The sequence below is a fragment of the Citrobacter sp. CK191 genome, assembly GCF_030333435.1.
Lineage (GTDB): Bacteria > Pseudomonadota > Gammaproteobacteria > Enterobacterales > Enterobacteriaceae > Citrobacter_B > Citrobacter_B koseri.
Genome location: NZ_JAOWFX010000033.1, coordinates 423,094 through 442,005, shown reverse-complemented (window position 1 = coordinate 442,005; position 18,912 = coordinate 423,094). Strand labels below are relative to the sequence as shown.

Here is an 18,912-nt window from a genome sequence, read left to right as displayed (position 1 = left end):
CCCTTACAGTTAACCTGTTGTCGCCTGCTGTGGATTGACAGATAATAGGCGGCTTTTTTATTTCAGGCCGAAAAATGACTGATTACCTGCTGCTCTTTGTCGGAACTGTGCTGGTCAATAACTTTGTACTGGTCAAGTTTCTGGGTCTCTGCCCGTTTATGGGGGTTTCCAAAAAGCTGGAAACCGCAATGGGTATGGGGCTCGCCACCACGTTTGTGATGACGCTGGCGTCTATCTGCGCCTGGCTGATTGACACCTGGATTTTGATTCCGCTCGATCTCATCTACCTGCGGACGCTGGCATTTATTCTGGTCATCGCGGTAGTAGTGCAATTTACTGAGATGGTGGTGCGTAAAACCAGTCCGGCATTGTACCGTCTGCTGGGGATCTTCCTGCCGCTCATCACCACCAACTGCGCGGTGCTTGGCGTGGCGCTGTTGAACATTAACCTCGGTCATAATTTTTTGCAGTCGGCGTTGTACGGTTTCTCCGCCGCCGTCGGCTTCTCTCTGGTGATGGTGCTGTTCGCGGCGATTCGCGAGCGCCTCGCCGTGGCAGACGTCCCTGCCCCTTTTCGCGGTAACGCGATTGCGCTGATTACCGCAGGTTTAATGTCTCTGGCCTTTATGGGCTTTAGTGGTTTGGTGAAGTTGTAATGAATGCTATCTGGATTGCCGTAGTCGCCGTGAGCCTGCTGGGCCTGGCATTCGGCGCCATCCTGGGGTATGCCTCCCGCCGGTTTGCCGTGGAAGACGATCCCGTTGTCGAAAAAATCGACGAAATTTTACCGCAGAGCCAGTGTGGGCAGTGCGGCTATCCTGGCTGCCGCCCTTATGCTGAAGCCATCGGTAGTCAGGGTGAAAAAATTAACCGCTGTGCGCCGGGCGGCGAAGCGGTAATGTTGAAAATCGCAACGTTACTGAACGTCGATCCGCAACCTATCGATGGTGATGAACAAGAAGTTGCGCCAGTGCGTATGCTGGCGGTCATCGATGAAAACAATTGCATCGGCTGCACTAAATGTATTCAGGCATGCCCGGTGGATGCCATTGTGGGCGCCACGCGCGCGATGCATACGGTCATGAGCGATCTCTGCACCGGCTGTAACCTGTGCGTTGACCCGTGCCCGACGCAATGCATTGAATTACGCCCGGTAGCGGAAACACCTGACAGTTGGAAGTGGGATTTGAACACCATTCCCGTTCGTATCATTCCCGTGGAACAGCATGCTTAAGTTATTCTCTGCATTCAGAAAAGATAAAATCTGGGATTTCGATGGCGGCATTCATCCGCCGGAAATGAAAACCCAGTCAAACGGTACGCCTCTGCGACAGGTTCCACTGGCGCCGCGCTTTATCATTCCTCTTAAGCAGCATATTGGCGCTGAGGGCGAGCTGTGCGTTAACGTGGGCGATCGCGTCCTGCGAGGCCAGCCGCTGACCCGTGGTCGCGGCCGCATGCTGCCCGTCCATGCGCCGACGTCCGGGAAAGTTATCGCGATTGCGCCCCACTCTACCGCGCACCCGTCGGCCCTGGCTGAGCTTAGCGTGATGATTGATGCCGATGGCGAAGATCGCTGGATCGAACGCGACGGCTGGGCGGATTATCAGCGCCGCAGCCGCGAAGAGCTAATTACCCGGATTCACCAGTTCGGCGTTGCCGGACTCGGCGGCGCGGGGTTCCCGACCGGCGTCAAATTACAGGGCGGCGGCGATAAGATTGAAATGCTGATCATCAACGCGGCGGAGTGTGAACCCTATATCACCGCTGATGACCGCTTAATGCAGGATTGCGCCGCGCAGGTGGTGGAAGGCATCCGTATCCTTGCCCATATTCTGCAACCGCGTGAGGTCCTGATAGGCATCGAAGATAACAAGCCGCAGGCCATTTCAATGCTGCGTGCCGTTCTGGCCGATGCGCATGATATCGCGTTACGCGTTATCCCAACGAAATACCCTTCCGGCGGCGCAAAACAACTTACCCAGATCCTGACCGGGAAACAGGTTCCGCACGGCGGCCGCTCTTCTGATATCGGCGTGCTGATGCAAAACGTTGGTACGGCTTATGCCGTCAAACGCGCAGTGATTGACGGGGAACCGATCACCGAGCGCGTTGTGACCTTGACCGGAGAGTCCGTCAGCCGTCCCGGTAACGTCTGGGCCAGGCTGGGGACACCTGTCAGCCACCTGCTTAATGATGCGGGCTTCTGTTCTTCAGCCGATCAAATGGTGATTATGGGCGGCCCGCTGATGGGCTTTACCCTGCCCTGGCTTGATGTTCCCGTTGTGAAGATCACTAACTGCCTTCTCGCGCCTTCCGCCACGGAAATGGGCGAAACGCCGGAAGAGCAAGGTTGTATCCGCTGTAGCGCCTGTGCTGATGCCTGTCCCGCCGATTTGTTGCCCCAGCAGTTGTACTGGTTCAGCAAAGGCCAACAGCACGATAAAGCCACCGCGCATAACATTGCCGACTGCATTGAGTGCGGTGCTTGCGCCTGGGTATGCCCCAGCAGTATTCCGCTTGTGCAGTATTTCCGTCAGGAAAAAGCGGAGATTTACGCGATCGCGCAAGAAGAAAAACGCGCGGCTGAAGCGAAAGCGCGTTTTGAGGCCAGACAGGCGCGACTGGAGCGTGAGAAAGCCGCACGCCTTGAGCGCCATAAAAATGCGGCCGCACAACCTGCGGCAAAAGATCAGGATGCCATCGCCGCAGCGCTGGCGCGCGTAAAAGAGAAACAGGCACAGGCAACTCAGCCTGTTGTTATTAACGCGGGAGAGAAGCCGGATAACAGCGCGGTTATTGCTGCCCGTGAAGCGCGTAAAGCGCAGGCGCGCGCCAGACAGGCGGAGAACATACCGGCCGCTGCGGAACCCGCCGAGCCGGTCGACCCGCGCAAAGCCGCCGTCGAAGCGGCAATTGCCCGCGCCAAAGCGCGCAAGCAGGAACAGCAGGCCGCTGCGGAACCTACCGAACCGGTCGACCCGCGTAAAGCTGCCGTCGAAGCGGCAATCGCCCGCGCCAAAGCGCGTAAGCAGGAACAGCAGGCCGCTGCGGAACCCGCCGAACCGATCGACCCGCGCAAAGCCGCTGTCGAAGCGGCAATTGCCCGCGCCAAAGCGCGTAAGCAGGAACAGCAGGCCGCTGCGGAACCCGCCGAACCGGTCGACCCGCGCAAAGCCGCCGTCGCAGCGGCGATTGCCCGCGTTCAGGCAAAAAAAGCAGCACAGCAGCAGGTTGTTAACGAGGAATAAATGGTATTCAGAATCGCAAGCTCGCCTTATACCCATAACCAGCGCCAGACATCGCGTATCATGATGCTGGTGTTAATCGCCGCGCTGCCGGGGATTGCCACTCAGCTATGGTTTTTCGGTTGGGGCACATTGTTCCAGATTATACTGGCCGCAGTCAGCGCGCTGGCCGCAGAAGCCGCCGTGCTTCAACTGCGTAAACAGCCGATCGCCGCTATCTTAAAAGACAATTCAGCATTGCTGACCGGTTTGCTGCTCGCTGTGAGCATACCACCTCTCGCCCCGTGGTGGATGGTGGTATTGGGCACCGTATTTGCCGTCATTATCGCCAAGCAGCTTTACGGCGGTCTGGGGCAAAACCCATTCAACCCAGCGATGATTGGTTATGTCGTTCTGTTGATTTCATTCCCGGTACAGATGACAAGCTGGCTCCCGCCGCATGACATCGCCGCAACGGCGCCAGGCCTTCTGGATGCGTTGCAGGTCATCTTCACCGGACACACCGCCAGCGGCGGCGACATGAATACGTTACGCATGGGCATTGACGGCATCAGCCAGGCTACGCCGCTCGATACGTTCAAAACCTCGTTACATGCCGGGCACGCCGTTGAACAGATTATGCAGTACCCCATCTACAGCGGCATGCTGGCCGGTGCGGGCTGGCAGTGGGTAAACATCGCCTGGCTTATTGGCGGCGTGTGGCTGCTCTGGCAAAAAGCGATCCGCTGGCACATTCCGGTCAGCTTTTTAGTGACGCTGGCTGTCTGCTCCACTCTGGGATGGGCATTCGCCGGGGATTCACTGGCGTCTCCGCAGTTGCATCTGCTCTCTGGCGCGACAATGCTGGGCGCGTTCTTTATTCTGACCGATCCCGTCACCGCCTCGACAACCAATCGTGGTCGTCTGATTTTTGGCGCGCTGGCGGGGTTGTTAGTGTGGTTGATTCGCAGTTTCGGGGGATACCCGGACGGTGTGGCGTTCGCCGTACTGTTGGCGAATATCACGGTGCCTTTGATTGATTACTACACCCGACCTCGCGTCTACGGGCATCGCTAAGGACACCCCATGCTGAAAACGATTCGTAAACACGGTATCACGCTGGCGCTGTTTGCCGCAGGCTCGACGGGGCTGACGGCGGCCATTAACCTGGTCACTAAATCGACGATTGCCGAGCAGGCGGTTCTCCAGCAAAAAGCGTTATTTGATCAGGTTCTGCCTGCCGATCGCTACAATAATACCTTGCAGGACAGCTGCTTTCTGGTGAATGCTCCGGCGCTGGGCAAAGGTGCGCACCGCATCTATATCGCCCGTCAGGACGATAAGCCCGTCGCCGCCATTCTTGAAGCCACGGCGCCGGACGGCTATTCTGGCGCCATACAGCTTCTGGTTGGCGCTGATTTCAGCGGCACAGTGCTGGGTACACGCGTGACAGAACATCATGAAACGCCTGGCCTGGGCGATAAAATTGAGCTGCGCTTATCCGACTGGATCACCCACTTCAGCGGGAAGACGATCGGCGCTGAGAACGATGCTCACTGGGCCGTGAAAAAAGACGGCGGTGATTTTGACCAGTTTACCGGCGCAACCATTACCCCTCGGGCAGTGGTCAACGCGGTGAAACGTGCGGGCCTGTACGCGCAGACCTTACCGGCGCAACTTCCTCAACTTACCGCCTGTGGAGAATAAACCATGAGCGAAATTAAAGACGTTATCGTTCAGGGCTTGTGGAAAAACAACTCAGCGCTTGTACAGCTGCTTGGTATGTGCCCGCTACTGGCAGTGACCTCCACCGCCACGAACGCATTAGGCCTCGGCCTCGCCACCACGCTGGTGTTGACGCTGACCAACCTGACAATTTCCGCCCTGCGCCGCTGGACGCCAGCGGAAATCCGCATCCCAATCTACGTAATGATCATCGCGTCCGTGGTCAGTGCAGTACAGATGCTGATCAACGCTTATGCCTTCGGTTTGTATCAGTCGCTGGGGATCTTCATTCCGCTGATTGTGACCAACTGCATCGTTGTGGGGCGCGCAGAGGCTTTTGCCGCGAAAAAAGGCCCGGCGCTGTCCGCGCTGGACGGTTTTTCCATTGGCATGGGGGCGACCGGCGCCATGTTTGTCCTCGGCTCCATGCGTGAAATCATCGGCAATGGCACGTTGTTTGATGGCGCTGACGGTCTGCTGGGCGACTGGGCGAAAGTGCTGCGCGTGGAGATTTTTCATACCGACTCGCCTTTCCTGCTGGCGATGCTGCCGCCCGGCGCTTTTATTGGCCTGGGGCTGATGCTGGCCGTGAAGTACCTTATTGACGAGAAAATGAAAAAACGCCGCGCCGAAGCCGTTGCCGCTGAGCTTCCGTCAGGTGAAACAGGGAATGTGTAATGAACAAAACAAAACGACTGGAAATATTAACGCGCCTGCGTGACAACAATCCGCACCCCACAACGGAGTTAAATTTCACCTCGCCGTTTGAGCTACTCATCGCCGTATTGCTGTCAGCACAGGCCACGGACGTCAGCGTGAATAAAGCAACCGCAAAGCTTTATCCCATCGCCAATACCCCGGCGGCCATGCTGGAGCTTGGCGTCGAGGGCGTAAAGTCGTATATCAAGACTATCGGCCTGTTCAACAGCAAAGCGGAGAATGTGATTAAGACCTGCCGGATGTTGCTTGAACTGCACAATGGCGAGGTTCCAGAGGATCGGGCGGCTCTGGAAGCGCTGCCCGGCGTCGGGCGTAAAACAGCCAACGTGGTGCTCAATACCGCATTTGGCTGGCCAACTATCGCTGTCGATACGCATATTTTCCGCGTCTGTAACCGGACACAGTTCGCCCCCGGTAAAAACGTCGAGCAGGTGGAAGAAAAACTGCTCAAGGTCGTTCCAGCGGAATTTAAAGTCGATTGCCACCACTGGTTAATTCTGCATGGCCGCTACACCTGCATTGCCCGTAAACCACGCTGCGGCTCCTGCATTATTGAAGATCTTTGCGAATACAAAGAGAAAGTCGATATCTGATGCGCCAGGGGCGACGCCGTACGCCCCGACGCATAACAATTTGTTATCCACTTCGGCTCACCTGTTTACCCGACTATGATACCGGCCCGCTTCGCTTTCTTAATGCAATGTTCTTTTGATTTAACACTTCACCAGGTTAATCGTTTTTTTAGAAACTGAAATTTCTATCTATACGTGATCCAGATCACGTTGATAACTTCGTGTAAAATTTTTTATCAAATACGGTTAAAATTACAACCAGATGACCTGATGATGCCTTTTCAATACAAAACATTACACTGGCTATTTTTCAGATAATGGCCTATATCACTACTTTAAACCTCAAATAGCAGAACATATCGCCACCATCCGCTTTTTCGCCCCTCCCTGTAGTGTAAAAAACTGCCATTTTACAAATGAAGAAATTTAACGCTACATAACATTTCTCAGTCCCGATGATTCCACCACGCAAGATATATGTAACAGAATATTACAAACCCCTTGTATGGAAGGGAAAGATAGTGAACATTACTTGCCGTTTCCCCTCCCACTATAACAATCGGACGGATGAACTTGACTCATCACGCGCCAGAACACCCCCGTTAATATGGGATGTAAAAAAAGAGGTAAAAGTGTCTACTGCAAACAATAAACCAACTGAAAGCGTCAGTTTGAACGCTTTCAAACAACCGAAATCGTTCTATCTCATTTTCTCTATTGAGTTATGGGAGCGTTTTGGTTATTACGGCCTGCAAGGAATTATGGCCGTCTACCTGGTTAAACAACTGGGTATGTCAGAAGCGGATTCCATCACCCTTTTCTCTTCCTTTAGCGCCCTGGTGTATGGTCTGGTCGCCATTGGCGGCTGGTTAGGGGATAAAGTTCTGGGCACCAAACGCGTCATTCTGCTGGGTGCTATCGTACTGGCGATTGGTTATGGCCTGGTCGCCTGGTCCGGTCATGATGTTGCGATCGTCTATATGGGTATGGCGACCATCGCCGTAGGTAACGGTCTGTTCAAAGCGAACCCGTCTTCTCTGCTGTCGACCTGCTATGCCAAAGATGACCCGCGTCTGGACGGTGCATTCACCATGTACTACATGTCCATCAACATCGGTTCCTTCTTCTCTATGCTGGCGACGCCGTGGCTTGCCGCAAAATTCGGCTGGAGCGTGGCGTTTGCCCTGAGCTTCGTCGGTATGCTCATCACGGTGGTTAACTTCCTGTTCTGCCGCAGCTGGGTTAAAGATTACGGCTCAAAACCAGACTTCGAAGCGGTACATTTCGGTAAATTGCTGGCGACTATCGCAGGCGTTATCGTGCTGATCGCTATCGCGACCTGGCTGCTGCACAACCAGGGCATTGCACGTATGGTTCTGGGCGTGATCGCTCTGGGTATCGTGATTATCTTTGGTAAAGAAGCGTTCGCGATGCAGGGCGCGGCACGTCGTAAAATGATCGTCGCATTCATCCTGATGCTGGAAGCGATTATCTTCTTTGTGCTGTACAGCCAGATGCCGACGTCACTGAACTTCTTCGCAATCCGTAACGTTGAACACACTATCCTCGGTATCGCGGTTGAACCGGAGCAGTATCAGGCGCTGAACCCGTTCTGGATCATCATTGGTAGCCCGATTCTGGCGGCCATCTATAACAAGATGGGTGATACGCTGCCGATGCCGACCAAATTCGCTATCGGTATGGTTCTGTGCTCTGGCGCGTTCCTCGTTCTGCCGCTGGGCGCGAAATTCGCTACAGATGCAGGCATTGTGTCTGTTAACTGGCTCATCCTCAGCTACGGTCTGCAAAGTATCGGTGAACTGATGATCTCCGGCCTGGGTCTGGCAATGGTTGCCCAACTGGTTCCACAGCGTCTGATGGGCTTCATCATGGGTAGCTGGTTCCTGACTACGGCGGGCGCCAACCTGATTGGTGGCTACGTGGCTGGCATGATGGCGGTGCCGGAAAACGTTACTGACCCGCTGATGTCTCTGGAAGTTTACGGTCGCGTATTCCTGCAAATCGGTGTCGCCACTGCGGTTATCGCCGCGCTGATGCTTATCACCGCGCCGAAACTGAATCGTATGACTCAGGATGATGAAGAAAACGCGAAGGCCGCCAAAACCGCTACCGCGTAATTTTCAGGGAAACTGATATTCAGGCCGCTAACGTGCGTTAGCGGCTTTTTTTTTGCCTGATGCCGCACTACCATACGTTAAACCTCAGCAAAAAGGAGTTACCGATGAAACTGTTCTACAAACCGGGCGCCTGTTCTCTTGCTTCTCACATCACCCTGCGGGAAAGCGGTATTGATTTCACGCTGGATGGCGTTGATCTGGCGAAAAAGCGTCTGGAAAACGGCGATGATTATTTCGCGGTAAACCCAAAAGGACAGGTTCCGGCTCTGCTGCTGGACGATGGCACCTTACTGACCGAAGGCGTTGCGATTATGCAATATCTGGCAGATAGCGTGCCCGATCGTCAGCTGTTGGCACCGACAGGCACCATCTCCCGCTACAAAACGCTGGAATGGCTCAACTATATTGCCACGGAGCTGCACAAAGGTTTTACGCCACTCTTCCGCCCGGATACGCCAGAGGAATATAAACCGATTGTCCGTGCGCAGCTGGAGAAAAAATTGCGCTACGTGAATGATGCGCTCCAGGAAGGCCTGTGTCTTTGCGGCCAGCGTTTCACGATCGCAGATGCCTACCTTTTTACCGTGTTGCGCTGGGCGAAAGCGGTGAAGCTGAATATGGAAGGATTAAGCCATATCGACGTTTATATGGCGCGGGTCGCTGAACGCCCCTGCGTGGCGGCAGCGCTGAAGGCGGAAGGTTTGAACTAATGGTTGTTGCGCCGGATGGCGGCTGCGCCTTATCCGGCCTACAGAACAACCCGTAGGCCCGGTAAGCGTTAGCGCCTCCGGGCGCTTCGGTAAAACTCACAGCTGCGTCGCGCTGAAATAGTGTTCAGGTTTAGCAATGCGATTCTGCGCGGCCACCACCTGCAACTCGTATTCCTGCATATTTTTCGTGGCGATCATAATTTCATATACCGCCGCAGTAACGTGTTCAAGCGCTTGCTGCAACGTTGCGCCCTGCAACAGTTTTACCAGCAACAAACCGCTGGTCACATCCCCGACACCCACTGGCTGACGCATCCCGAAATCAACAAGCGGACGGCTAATATGCCAGGCTTCATCCGCCGTCACCAGCAACATCTCAAAGCGGTCGGGGCTGTATCCTGCCCGGGCGAGATGTTTAACCAGCACGACTTGCGGCCCTTCCACAATCAGCTCCCTGGCAGCCAGTACAGCTTCATTAACATTATTGACCGCATGTTCACAGAGAATTTCCAGCTCCACCAGATTGGGCGCGATAATGTCGCTGGCCGGGAGCGCATGGCGAACGTGGAACTCAGCGACGCCAGGCGCCACGATGCACCCTTTTTCAGGATGCCCCATGACCGGATCGCAGAAATATTTCGCCTGTGGATTCGCCGCTTTTACTTTACGGACAATCCCCAGAATATGCTCACCCTGCTCTGCGGAACCCAGATAGCCGCTAAGAACCGCATCGCACGTCTGAAGTTTATCGATATCCGCAATACCCTGAACAATTTCAGTCAAATGTTCGGGCGGCATAACACATCCTGTCCATTTGCCATACTGCGTGTGGTTAGAAAACTGAACGGTATTCAGCGGCCAGACATTCGCGCCAAGACGGCGCATCGGAAATTCAGCAGCACTGTTGCCCGCATGGCCGAACACAACATGCGACTGGATGGCGAGGATATTCTTCATGTTTACCATAACCCTAAAATAATAAAGGGGCGTGGTTTCCCACGCCCCTGCTGACTTTTTTATTATTTCCAGCAAATCAGACAGTAATTCTTTTTACCGCGGCGCAACAGCGTGTAGCGCCCGAATAAAATGTCGCTGTCCTGGAAGAAATATTCCGGGTCTGACTGTTTTTCACCGTTGATGGTCACCGCATTAGAGGCGATGGTTTTACGTGCCTGACCACGAGACGGTTGCAGTTCGGAATCCACCAGCGCCTGCATCAGATCGGCGCCTTTTTCCATCTCGATCATCGGCACGCCATCCTGAGCCAGTTGTTCGAAATCGGCTTCGCTGAGATCGCTCAGATTACCGTTGAACAGGCTTTCAGTGATACGTTTCGCCGCAACCAGACCTTCTTCGCCATGCACCAGGCGCGTGACCTGCTCTGCCAGCACATACTGGGCACGCGGCGCTTTACCGCTGTGCTTATCTTCTTCTTCCAGCGCATTGATCTCGGCAATGTCCATGAAGGTGAAGAATTTCAGGAAGCGGTACACGTCAGCATCTGCGGTGTTGATCCAGAACTGGTAGAACTTGTACGGACTGGTCTTTTTCGGGTCCAGCCATACCGCGCCGCCTTCGGTTTTACCAAACTTGGTGCCATCTGCTTTGGTGATCAGCGGTACGGTCAGGCCGAACACCTGGTTCTGATGCAGACGACGGGTCAGATCGATACCGGAGGTGATGTTGCCCCACTGGTCAGAGCCGCCGATTTGCAGCGTAACGCCGTGCAATTTATTCAGGCAGGCAAAGTCATAACCCTGCAACAGGTTATAGGAGAACTCGGTAAAGGAGATGCCCTGATCGTCACGGTTCAGACGTTGCTTCACCGCTTCTTTGTTGATCATCTGATTGACGGAGAAGTGCTTGCCGATGTCGCGCAGGAAGGTCAGCACATTCATGCCGCCAAACCAGTCGTAGTTATTCGCGGCAATGGCGGAATTGTCACCACAGTCAAAATCGAGGAACGGTGCAACCTGCTTGCGGATTTTATCCACCCACTCCTGCACAGTATCTTCGGTGTTCAGTTTACGCTCAGCGGCTTTAAAGCTCGGGTCGCCAATCAGACCGGTCGCGCCGCCTACCAGCGCAACAGGCTTGTGACCTGCCTGCTGGAAGCGTTTCAGGCATAACAATGGAACAAGATGCCCCAAATGCAAGCTGTCAGCGGTAGGGTCGAAGCCGCAATAGAGCGCGATCGGGCCTTGCGCCAGTCGCTCTGCTAACGCTTCCTCGTCCGTTACCTGGGCCACCAGCCCCCGCTCTTGCAATTGTTTAATCAAGTTACTGCTTGCCATCAAAATCTCCATGTATAAAACGACTGCACCTTTGCCGGTACACGACTTTTCGCCAGACGCGAAAGGTATATAGAATAAAGCGCTGGCGCACGCAGCGCTAGCGCTTAACACAACAAATTTCGGGGTTTAAGGAGCAAGCCGGTCAATTTTCCACGCGTTGTTTTCGCGCTGGTATAAAAAGCGGTCGTGTAAACGGTGCTCGCCGCCCTGCCAGAACTCCATCTGTTCAATATTGACGCGGAATCCGCCCCAGAAGCTGGGCAACGGGACTTCCCCTTGCTGGAACTTCTGCTTCAGCTCAAGGAACTTGCTTTCCAGAATGCCGCGCGCAGAGATTCGGCTGGATTGTTTAGACACCCAGGCGCCAATCTGGCTGTCGCGCGGGCGGCTGTGGAAGTATTTCACCACTTCAAGCGTGGAAAGGCGTTCCGCTTTGCCAGTCACCATCACCTGCCGTTCCAGCATATGCCACGGGAACAACAGACTGATGCGCGGATTATTTTCGAGGTGATGCGCCTTACGGCTGCCCAGGTTGGTGTAAAACACCATCCCTTTTTCATCGTAATGTTTAAGCAGCACAATGCGTTGATAAGGCTGGCCGTTTTCATCGACGGTGGCGACCACCATCGCGGTCGGGTCCGCCAGTCTGGCATCACATGCCTGACCCAGCCAGCGTTCGAAAAGGGTTAACGGTTCAGCGGGAAGATCGTTGCGACGCAGGCCGCCTCTGGTGTATTCACGGCGCAGATGCGCGATTTGCTGCAATTCGTCGTTATCAGACATGGTGTTCGCTACGGATTGTCAGTGGGTGGCGCTATTGTGCGCCGCCCAGGTGAAAATCTCAACGCTTCGGGTTTTGTAACTGGCAGTTATTCAGCACAATTCTGTCGCGTTTATAGACCGTTGCGCCATCGCCTTTTGACCAAAAGACGTAGATGCCGTCCGTGTAACGTGCTCCCGACGCAGACATGCCCTGTTTGAGGTTCAGCAGTTTATTGTCGTAAACAAAATTCACCTCTTGCCGGGTATTGTTCATTTTTACGGTAAGCGGTTTTTCATCACACTGATATTCCAGCGTGTCCGTTTGCATACGCTCAAGCAATTGGTTGTAGACGCTACAACCGCTCAGGAGCACAGGCAGACATACAATGAGCAGTTTTTTCATAGACATATCCCGAAGACTTTCCTGGTCCGAAGGGCAAATACGCCCTTCCTAACCCTTTCAGTTTAACGGCAGACAGGCCCGGAAAAATTCAGTTAACTCTGAGTTCGTGGGTTCGCCGGGAAAATGGCCCCCAGAATGCTGGATTCTGTGGCCCCCGTCACCGAAGGGAGGTTCCCCGGCAACCCGGCGAGCGTGCGCCACGCCAGCCAGGCAAACGCCAGCGCTTCCATATCATCGCCACTGATCCCGGCTTCATCCGTGCTGGTAACTTCCGTACCCGGCAGCAACCCGGCCAGACGCGCCATCAGCAAAGGGTTACGACTCCCGCCGCCGCACACCATCAGCCGCTCGCAGCCGCCGCTTAACAGAACCTGTTCAGAAATTGTCACTGCGGTCAGCTCAGCCAGCGTTGCCTGAATATCGCGGGGAGCGAGGCCAGGAAAGGCCGAAAGGTGGCGTTCTATCCAGCCATAGTTGAAATACTCACGCCCGGTGCTTTTCGGCGCGGGCGCTGAAAAATAGGGATCGCTCAACATATTTTGCAGCAGCGGAATTATCACTTTCCCTTCACTGGCCCATTGCGCGTCTTTATCATAAGGTTTACCGCACTGCCGCCAGATCCAGGCATCCATGAGCATATTGCCTGGCCCGGTATCGTACCCTCTTACCGGTTGACCCGGTATGAGCAAAGACAGGTTGGCGATACCGCCAATGTTCAGCACCATTCGACGCTCTGTCGGGTGCGCCAGCAACGCCTGGTGGAACGCGGGAACCAGCGGCGCGCCTTGCCCGCCCAACGCAATATCGCGACGACGAAAATCACCGACAACCGTTATCCCGGTTCGCGCGACAATTTGGTTGTTATCACCGATTTGTAAGGTATGCGGCGCGGCGCCGGTAGGTTCATGCCAGACCGTCTGACCATGACAGCCGATGGCGACAATATCCCGCGGCCGCAGTTTTTCCTGCGCCAGCAGCGCGTTCACCGCGTCGGCAAAAAGCTGCCCGAGTTGCGTATCCAACTGGCCAAACTGGGAAAGCGTGAGTTGTTGCCCCTGGCAAATATCCAGAATGGCTTGTTTAAGATGAACGGGGATGGGCCAGGTCAGGCTCGCCTGCTGTGCGACCATCGTTTCATCAATTGCCGCCAGCACAACATCGACGCCATCAAGGCTGGTTCCAGACATAACGCCGATAAAACGGCCCGATTTCATACATCTTCCTTTTAGCGTGTTAAGCATGATTTTAGCGCTACCACTCAACCACAAAGTTTCCGCTAATACCATGCTTCATTAAGCATTTTTACCCTTCGATGCAGACGCTGACACTCTGTTCTGATAAATCTCATGGATGATTCGTTTATACTTGGTTAACCCAAATCTGATTATGATTTTCACATTGTTCCAGCAGAACATGTGCCTTTACGGTCGTATATGCCATATAATTTAACCATGAGGGATGCTTTGTGGCGTTTCATGGTGAACAGGAGATTTATAGATGATTAAACGTGTGCTGATCGTTTCACTGATGGGCTTATCTTTAGCGGGTTGTGTGAATAACGATAGCCTGTCCGGTGATGTCTATACCGCGTCCGAGGCGAAACAAGTGCAGAATGTCACATACGGCACTGTCGTTAACGTCCGTCCGGTGCAAATCCAGGGCGGTGATGATTCCAACGTGATCGGCGCTATCGGTGGTGCAGTGCTCGGTGGTTTCCTCGGTAATACCATCGGTGGCGGGACGGGTCGTTCACTGGCGACGGCCGCTGGCGCAGTCGCTGGCGGCGTAGCGGGACAAGGCGTCCAGGGCGCGATGAACAAAACTCAGGGTGTGGAACTGGAAATCCGTAAGGATGACGGCAACACCATCATGGTGGTACAGAAACAGGGCGATACCCGTTTCTCCGCAGGTCAGCGTGTTGTTCTGGCCAGCAACGGCAGCCAGGTTACTGTTTCTCCGCGCTAATCCAACAGACGTGTGGTCAGCCTCTGGCCACACGCCTTTCTTCTGCTCTTAGTTCTGAGACTGCAACTCAATAATATTGTGCTCAAGTTTCGCAATCAGCTTAATTAACAGCTCAAGTTCCTGCGGCGAAATCCCTTCCAGAATCTCTCCACGCGTTTTATTGATCACGGCTTCCATCTCTGTGATGAGCGGTTCCGCCTTCTCCGTCAGCTTAATTCGCTTGGCGCGACGATCGCTGGCGCAGGTTTGTCGTGAGATAAGCCCTTTGTCTTCAAGCTGATCCAGCGTACGCACCAGAGACGGTTGTTCAATGCCAATCGCTTTGGCTAACTGTATTTGCGACTGATCTGGCGGAAGTTGGTGAATATTATGCAGCGTTACCCAGTGTGTCTGCGTCAACTCCAGAGGTTTCAGGCGATGGTCAATCAGAGCACGCCAAATGCGCACCAACCGTGCCAGATCAGAACCTAGTGGCGATTCCAATTTCATCTCCTTATAATTAGCTTGCTAAGATATTATACTGATTTTAGAATAGTGTGCAGCATTTATATGCTCAAAACAAATGTATTGCTAAATTTGCTTACAGGTAGACATTTTTTCAGACATTATGCGGAAAAGACGTGCTGTACCTCGGTTTTTACTAAACCTATAGCAACGCTGTTTAACGCAAAGGATTCTTGCTTGTGACGTTTATACCCACTGCAACAGGATTGCCCCTACAAGATCTGGTGATCGGCGCATCTGTCTATTTCCCTCCGCTTTTCAAAGCATTCGCGCTTGGATTTGTTATCTGGCTGCTGGCGCATCGCCTGCTACGCGACTGGATTTACTCGGGTGAAATCTGGCATCCCCTGCTGATGGATCTGTCGATATTTGCACTTTGCGTGTGCCTGAGCCTTATTTTGCTGATTGCGTGGTGATTATGTCGCTTAAAACAATGAAATACTTTTCAACGATTGTGGTTGCGGCCATCGCGGTTCTGGCCGGTTGGTGGCTATGGAATTACTACATGCAGTCTCCGTGGACGCGCGACGGTAAAGTACGGGCGGAACAGGTGAGCATTACGCCTCAGGTCTCCGGCAGCATCACCAAACTCAATATAAAAGATAACCAGTTCGTGAATGCAGGCGATCTGCTCTTTTCTATTGATAAGACCCCTTTTCACATCGCTGAGCTTAATGCGCAGGCAGAACTGGCTAAAGCCCGCTCCGATTTAGCGAAAGCCAATAATGAAGCCAACCGGCGTCGCCATTTATCACAAAATTACATCTCTGCCGAAGATATGGACACCGCAAACCTGAACGTTAAAGCGATGCAGGCCAGCGTCGAAGCGGCGGAAGCGTCATTAAAACAGGCGCAATGGCAATTAGCCCAGACCGACGTTCGCGCGCCGGTCGCGGGCTGGGTGACAAACCTCTCAACGCGCACGGGGGATTACGCCTCCACCGGCCAACCGCTGTTTGCGCTGGTCGACAGCCACTCGTTCTACGTCATGGGATATTTCGAAGAGACGAAACTGCGCCATATTCGCGAAGGCGCTCCGGCGCAGATCACCCTCTACAGCGGCAACGTAAAGTTACAGGGTCACGTCGCCAGTATTGGCCGGGCGATTTATGATCAAAGCGTGGAGAGCGATTCCGGCCTGGTCCCTGACATTAAACCTAACGTTCCCTGGGTTCGTCTGGCGCAGCGCGTACCGGTGCGTATCGAATTTGATGCGTTACCCCATGATGTCACGCTGGTTTCGGGCACAACATGCAGCGTGGCTATCGGTCAGCGCTAATGAAGCTCCCTCACCTGACCTGGCGCGATACGCCCTGGTTCAAAGCAACCTCTGGGCAATGGCGCTATGCATTGCGCAATACCCTCGCCATGTGCCTGGCGCTGACGTTCGCCTACTACATCAACCTGGATGAGCCATACTGGGCGATGACCTCTGCCGCCGTGGTAAGTTTTCCGACGGTAGGCGGCGTGATCAGTAAAAGTCTGGGGCGTATTGCCGGGAGTTTACTTGGCGCCACCGCCGCGCTCATCATCGCAGGTCACACGCTAAACGAACCCTGGCTCTTTTTATTAAGCATGGCGGCCTGGATTGGCTTTTGCACCTGGGCCTGCGCCCATTTCACCAATAACGTCGCCTACGCCTTCCAGCTGGCGGGTTACACGGCCGCCATCATCGCCTTTCCCATGGTCAACATCATCGAGGTCACACAGTTGTGGGATATCGCCCAGGCCAGGGTCTGCGAGGTGATCGTCGGTATTCTTTGCGGCGGCATGATGATGATGATCCTGCCCAGCACCTCTGACGGCACGGCGCTGTTGACCGCGCTGAAAAATATGCACGCACGGCTGCTGGAGCACGCCAGCCTGCTCTGGCAGCCGGAAACCACCGATGCAATACGTTCCGCCCATGAAGGGGTTATCGGCCAAATTTTGACGATGAACCTGCTGCGCATTCAGGCATTCTGGAGTCACTACCGTTTTCGTCGCCAGAACGCGCTGCTTAACGCTCTGCTACATCAGCAGCTTCGCCTGACCAGCGTCATTTCCAGCCTCCGCAGGATGTTGTTGAACTGGCCCAACCCGCCGGAGCAGACCCGCGATGTGATTGAACAACTGCTGGCCGCGCTGGCTAATCCGCATACCGACAGTTATACCGTCGCGCGCATTATTGCCCCGCTACATCCGAAAAACCGACAGGATTACCGCCACGTCGCCTTCTGGCAGCGATTGCGCTATTTCTGCCAGCTCTACTTACACAACAGCCATCAGCTACGGTTGCTGGAAAACGGCGCCGCAGTCGATGAGATCAAAGTAACGCGCAGCCCCGGTCTGGCCCGCCATACGGACAACGCCGAAGCGATATGGAGCGGATTGCGCACATTTACCACCCTCATGGTGATTGGCGCGTGGAGTATCGGTTCACAATGGGAATCCGGTTCAGGGGCATTAACGCTGGCGGCCATCAGTTGCGTGCTCTATTCCGCCGTCGCCACGCCGTTTAAATCACTCTCTTTATTGATGCGCACGCTGATTCTGCTCTCGTTGTTCAGCTTCGTCGTCAAATTCGGTTTGATGGTGCAGATAACCGATCTCTGGCAGTTTTTGCTGTTTCTATTTCCTTTGCTGGCCACGATGCAACTGCTGAAGCTGCAAATGCCGAAACTCGCCGGACTTTGGGGGCAGTTGATCGTTTTTATGGGATCGTTTATCGCCGTCACCAATCCCCCCGTGTATAACTTTGCTGATTTTCTTAATGACAATACGGCTAAGATTGCCGGGGTCGCGCTGTCGTGGCTGGCCTTTGCGATCCTGCGTCCGGGTTCGGATGCCCGCAAAAGCCGTCGCCATATCCGCGCATTGCGCAGAGATTTTGTCGATCAGCTCAGTCGTCATCCATCGCACAGCGAGAATGAGTTTGAATCGCTGACCTATCATCACGTCAGTCAACTCAGCAATAGCCAGGATGCACTGGCGCGACGCTGGCTGTTACGCTGGGGAGTGGTACTGCTGAATTGTTCACATGTGGTGTGGCAACTGCGTGCCTGGGAAACCCGCTCCGACCCGCTTTCGCGCGTCCGGGATATCTGTATTGCCTTGTTGCGCGACGTGATGAGCGAGCGCGGCGTACAGCAACGACCGCTGGCGGCCACGCTCCAGGAGCTACAGCGTATTTGCAACACGCTGTCGCATCATCATCAACCTGCGGCTCAGGAACTGGCGGCGCTCATCTGGCGATTACACTGCTCGCTGTCACAGCTTGAGCAAGCGCCGCCGCAGGGTTCACTGACGTCCTGACTATTTGATGACGCCGCAGGCGTAACGCTCGCCACCACCGCCAAGCGGTTTCGGCTGATCGGACATGTTATCGCCGCCGACGTGGATCATCAGCGCTTTATCTTTGATTTCATCAAGAGATTTCAGGCGCGGCGCAGTAACAGGCGTGGTGGCTATCCCGTCATTATTGACCACCAGCACGGGAAGATCGCCCATATGCCCGGCGCCTTCCGGCCCCTCGTGCTTCCCGGTATTGTGCGGGTCGAAATGCCCGCCCGCCGCCTCTGCCGCCGAGGCTTTACCCTCTTTAATCGCAGGCTGGCAACTGCCGTTAGCATGGATATGAAAACCATGTTCACCCGGCGGCAGCGCTTTCAGGTCGGGAGTAAACTCCAGCCCTTTATCCGTTTCGGCAATGGTTACGCTGCCAATCGACTGCCCGACGCCTTGCGAAGTCACCAGATTCATCGTCACTTCTTCACTGGCGGCCTGTGCGCCCGCACAGGCCAGCAGGGTTAACATTGCCAGACTCAAACGCTTCATAAGACCTCCGTCAAATGTGTTTACCCGGTTAAGTGTAAACCAGTGACACAATTTTGAACGGAAAGCCGAAAATGCA

The 18,912-nt window shown here is 54.4% G+C and carries 19 protein-coding genes and 1 pseudogene; 13 read left to right on the top strand and 7 right to left on the bottom strand.

The features are described from left to right. Positions 1 to 74 precede the first annotated feature (74 nt). The 9 genes from rsxA (at position 75) to gstA (ending at position 9,092) form a co-directional block, all read left to right on the top strand. Positions 75 to 656 (top strand): electron transport complex subunit RsxA, encoded by a 582-nt coding sequence (gene rsxA, locus OGV82_RS19570; protein WP_005121199.1) that lies wholly within the window; start codon positions 75 to 77, stop codon positions 654 to 656. Next, positions 656 to 1,234 (top strand): electron transport complex subunit RsxB, encoded by a 579-nt coding sequence (gene rsxB, locus OGV82_RS19565; protein WP_012132512.1) that lies wholly within the window; start codon positions 656 to 658, stop codon positions 1,232 to 1,234. The genes rsxA and rsxB overlap by 1 nt, the downstream gene beginning before the upstream one ends. Continuing rightward, entirely contained in the window at positions 1,227 to 3,251 is a 2,025-nt protein-coding gene (gene rsxC / locus OGV82_RS19560; protein ID WP_200052998.1) for an electron transport complex subunit RsxC, read from the top strand. The genes rsxB and rsxC overlap by 8 nt, the downstream gene beginning before the upstream one ends. Beyond that, positions 3,252 to 4,304 carry an electron transport complex subunit RsxD gene (gene rsxD / locus OGV82_RS19555; RefSeq protein ID WP_012132514.1) on the top strand — a complete coding sequence of 351 codons (1,053 nt, stop codon included), beginning with the start codon at positions 3,252 to 3,254 and terminating at the stop codon, positions 4,302 to 4,304. A gap of 9 nt (positions 4,305 to 4,313) precedes the next feature. Then, complete coding sequence (gene rsxG, locus OGV82_RS19550; protein ID WP_047457242.1) at positions 4,314 to 4,934, top strand: electron transport complex subunit RsxG; 621 nt, start codon at positions 4,314 to 4,316, stop codon at positions 4,932 to 4,934. Positions 4,935 to 4,937: 3 nt separating this feature from the next. Continuing rightward, complete coding sequence (locus OGV82_RS19545) at positions 4,938 to 5,630, top strand: electron transport complex subunit E (RefSeq protein WP_012132516.1); 693 nt, start codon at positions 4,938 to 4,940, stop codon at positions 5,628 to 5,630. Next, a complete protein-coding gene (nth, locus tag OGV82_RS19540; RefSeq protein WP_012132517.1) occupies positions 5,630 to 6,265 on the top strand; it encodes an endonuclease III in 636 nt (211 codons plus the stop codon). The genes OGV82_RS19545 and nth overlap by 1 nt, the downstream gene beginning before the upstream one ends. A 611-nt stretch (positions 6,266 to 6,876) precedes the next feature. Continuing rightward, positions 6,877 to 8,382 (top strand): dipeptide/tripeptide permease DtpA, encoded by a 1,506-nt coding sequence (gene dtpA / locus OGV82_RS19535; protein WP_047457245.1) that lies wholly within the window; start codon positions 6,877 to 6,879, stop codon positions 8,380 to 8,382. Between the two features lie 104 nt (positions 8,383 to 8,486). After that, on the top strand, positions 8,487 to 9,092 hold the full coding sequence (gene gstA / locus OGV82_RS19530; protein ID WP_047457248.1) for a glutathione transferase GstA: 606 nt from the start codon (positions 8,487 to 8,489) through the stop codon (positions 9,090 to 9,092). A gap of 96 nt (positions 9,093 to 9,188) precedes the next feature. Here gstA and pdxY read toward each other — a convergent pair whose 3' ends face one another. The 5 genes from pdxY to anmK all read right to left on the bottom strand — a co-directional run bounded on the left by pdxY (position 9,189) and on the right by anmK (position 13,765). Next, entirely contained in the window at positions 9,189 to 10,049 is an 861-nt protein-coding gene (gene pdxY, locus OGV82_RS19525; RefSeq protein ID WP_047463693.1) for a pyridoxal kinase PdxY, read from the bottom strand. Between the two features lie 62 nt (positions 10,050 to 10,111). Beyond that, entirely contained in the window at positions 10,112 to 11,386 is a 1,275-nt protein-coding gene (gene tyrS, locus OGV82_RS19520) for a tyrosine--tRNA ligase (protein WP_047457251.1), read from the bottom strand. Positions 11,387 to 11,512: 126 nt separating this feature from the next. Beyond that, entirely contained in the window at positions 11,513 to 12,169 is a 657-nt protein-coding gene (pdxH, locus tag OGV82_RS19515) for a pyridoxamine 5'-phosphate oxidase (protein ID WP_012132522.1), read from the bottom strand. A gap of 58 nt (positions 12,170 to 12,227) precedes the next feature. Then, on the bottom strand, positions 12,228 to 12,557 hold the full coding sequence (gene mliC, locus OGV82_RS19510) for a C-type lysozyme inhibitor (protein ID WP_012132523.1): 330 nt from the start codon (positions 12,555 to 12,557) through the stop codon (positions 12,228 to 12,230). Between the two features lie 86 nt (positions 12,558 to 12,643). After that, complete coding sequence (gene anmK / locus OGV82_RS19505) at positions 12,644 to 13,765, bottom strand: anhydro-N-acetylmuramic acid kinase (protein WP_024130367.1); 1,122 nt, start codon at positions 13,763 to 13,765, stop codon at positions 12,644 to 12,646. A gap of 283 nt (positions 13,766 to 14,048) precedes the next feature. Between anmK and slyB the strand changes: the two genes are divergently transcribed. Then, complete coding sequence (gene slyB, locus OGV82_RS19500) at positions 14,049 to 14,516, top strand: outer membrane lipoprotein SlyB (RefSeq protein ID WP_012132525.1); 468 nt, start codon at positions 14,049 to 14,051, stop codon at positions 14,514 to 14,516. 48 nt (positions 14,517 to 14,564) lie between these two features. On the opposite strand, the gene slyA is transcribed toward slyB, so the two are convergent. Continuing rightward, positions 14,565 to 15,005 (bottom strand): transcriptional regulator SlyA, encoded by a 441-nt coding sequence (gene slyA / locus OGV82_RS19495; RefSeq protein WP_012132526.1) that lies wholly within the window; start codon positions 15,003 to 15,005, stop codon positions 14,565 to 14,567. Positions 15,006 to 15,199: 194 nt separating this feature from the next. On the opposite strand from slyA, the gene OGV82_RS19490 reads away from it, so the two are divergent. The 3 genes and pseudogenes from OGV82_RS19490 to OGV82_RS19480 all read left to right on the top strand — a co-directional run bounded on the left by OGV82_RS19490 (position 15,200) and on the right by OGV82_RS19480 (position 18,339). Then, positions 15,200 to 15,436, top strand: a complete 237-nt coding sequence (locus OGV82_RS19490; RefSeq protein ID WP_012132527.1) for a DUF1656 domain-containing protein — start codon at positions 15,200 to 15,202, stop codon at positions 15,434 to 15,436. A gap of 2 nt (positions 15,437 to 15,438) precedes the next feature. Beyond that, the gene (locus tag OGV82_RS19485) at positions 15,439 to 16,299 is read left to right on the top strand and encodes an efflux RND transporter periplasmic adaptor subunit (RefSeq protein ID WP_047457254.1); all 861 of its coding nucleotides are present in this window, start codon (positions 15,439 to 15,441) and stop codon (positions 16,297 to 16,299) included. Further along, positions 16,299 to 18,339, top strand: a pseudogene (locus OGV82_RS19480) (FUSC family protein). The gene OGV82_RS19485 and the pseudogene OGV82_RS19480 overlap by 1 nt, the downstream one beginning before the upstream one ends. On the opposite strand, the gene sodC reads toward OGV82_RS19480, so the two are convergent. Then, the gene (gene sodC, locus OGV82_RS19475; protein ID WP_012132530.1) at positions 18,315 to 18,836 is read right to left on the bottom strand and encodes a superoxide dismutase [Cu-Zn] SodC; all 522 of its coding nucleotides are present in this window, start codon (positions 18,834 to 18,836) and stop codon (positions 18,315 to 18,317) included. The pseudogene OGV82_RS19480 and the gene sodC overlap by 25 nt on opposite strands. Positions 18,837 to 18,912: the final 76 nt, after the last annotated feature.

Coding starts and splice junctions, on each gene's coding strand:
- rsxD (WP_012132514.1), top strand. CDS start 3,252: ATGGTATTCAGAATCGCAAGCTCGCCTTATACCCATAACCAGCGCCAG.
- pdxY (WP_047463693.1), bottom strand. CDS start 10,049: ATGAAGAATATCCTCGCCATCCAGTCGCATGTTGTGTTCGGCCATGCG.
- rsxA (WP_005121199.1), top strand. CDS start 75: ATGACTGATTACCTGCTGCTCTTTGTCGGAACTGTGCTGGTCAATAAC.
- anmK (WP_024130367.1), bottom strand. CDS start 13,765: ATGAAATCGGGCCGTTTTATCGGCGTTATGTCTGGAACCAGCCTTGAT.
- slyB (WP_012132525.1), top strand. CDS start 14,049: ATGATTAAACGTGTGCTGATCGTTTCACTGATGGGCTTATCTTTAGCG.
- gstA (WP_047457248.1), top strand. CDS start 8,487: ATGAAACTGTTCTACAAACCGGGCGCCTGTTCTCTTGCTTCTCACATC.
- nth (WP_012132517.1), top strand. CDS start 5,630: ATGAACAAAACAAAACGACTGGAAATATTAACGCGCCTGCGTGACAAC.
- pdxH (WP_012132522.1), bottom strand. CDS start 12,169: ATGTCTGATAACGACGAATTGCAGCAAATCGCGCATCTGCGCCGTGAA.
- OGV82_RS19545 (WP_012132516.1), top strand. CDS start 4,938: ATGAGCGAAATTAAAGACGTTATCGTTCAGGGCTTGTGGAAAAACAAC.
- OGV82_RS19485 (WP_047457254.1), top strand. CDS start 15,439: ATGTCGCTTAAAACAATGAAATACTTTTCAACGATTGTGGTTGCGGCC.
- mliC (WP_012132523.1), bottom strand. CDS start 12,557: ATGTCTATGAAAAAACTGCTCATTGTATGTCTGCCTGTGCTCCTGAGC.
- rsxG (WP_047457242.1), top strand. CDS start 4,314: ATGCTGAAAACGATTCGTAAACACGGTATCACGCTGGCGCTGTTTGCC.
- rsxB (WP_012132512.1), top strand. CDS start 656: ATGAATGCTATCTGGATTGCCGTAGTCGCCGTGAGCCTGCTGGGCCTG.
- sodC (WP_012132530.1), bottom strand. CDS start 18,836: ATGAAGCGTTTGAGTCTGGCAATGTTAACCCTGCTGGCCTGTGCGGGC.
- slyA (WP_012132526.1), bottom strand. CDS start 15,005: ATGAAATTGGAATCGCCACTAGGTTCTGATCTGGCACGGTTGGTGCGC.
- tyrS (WP_047457251.1), bottom strand. CDS start 11,386: ATGGCAAGCAGTAACTTGATTAAACAATTGCAAGAGCGGGGGCTGGTG.
- rsxC (WP_200052998.1), top strand. CDS start 1,227: ATGCTTAAGTTATTCTCTGCATTCAGAAAAGATAAAATCTGGGATTTC.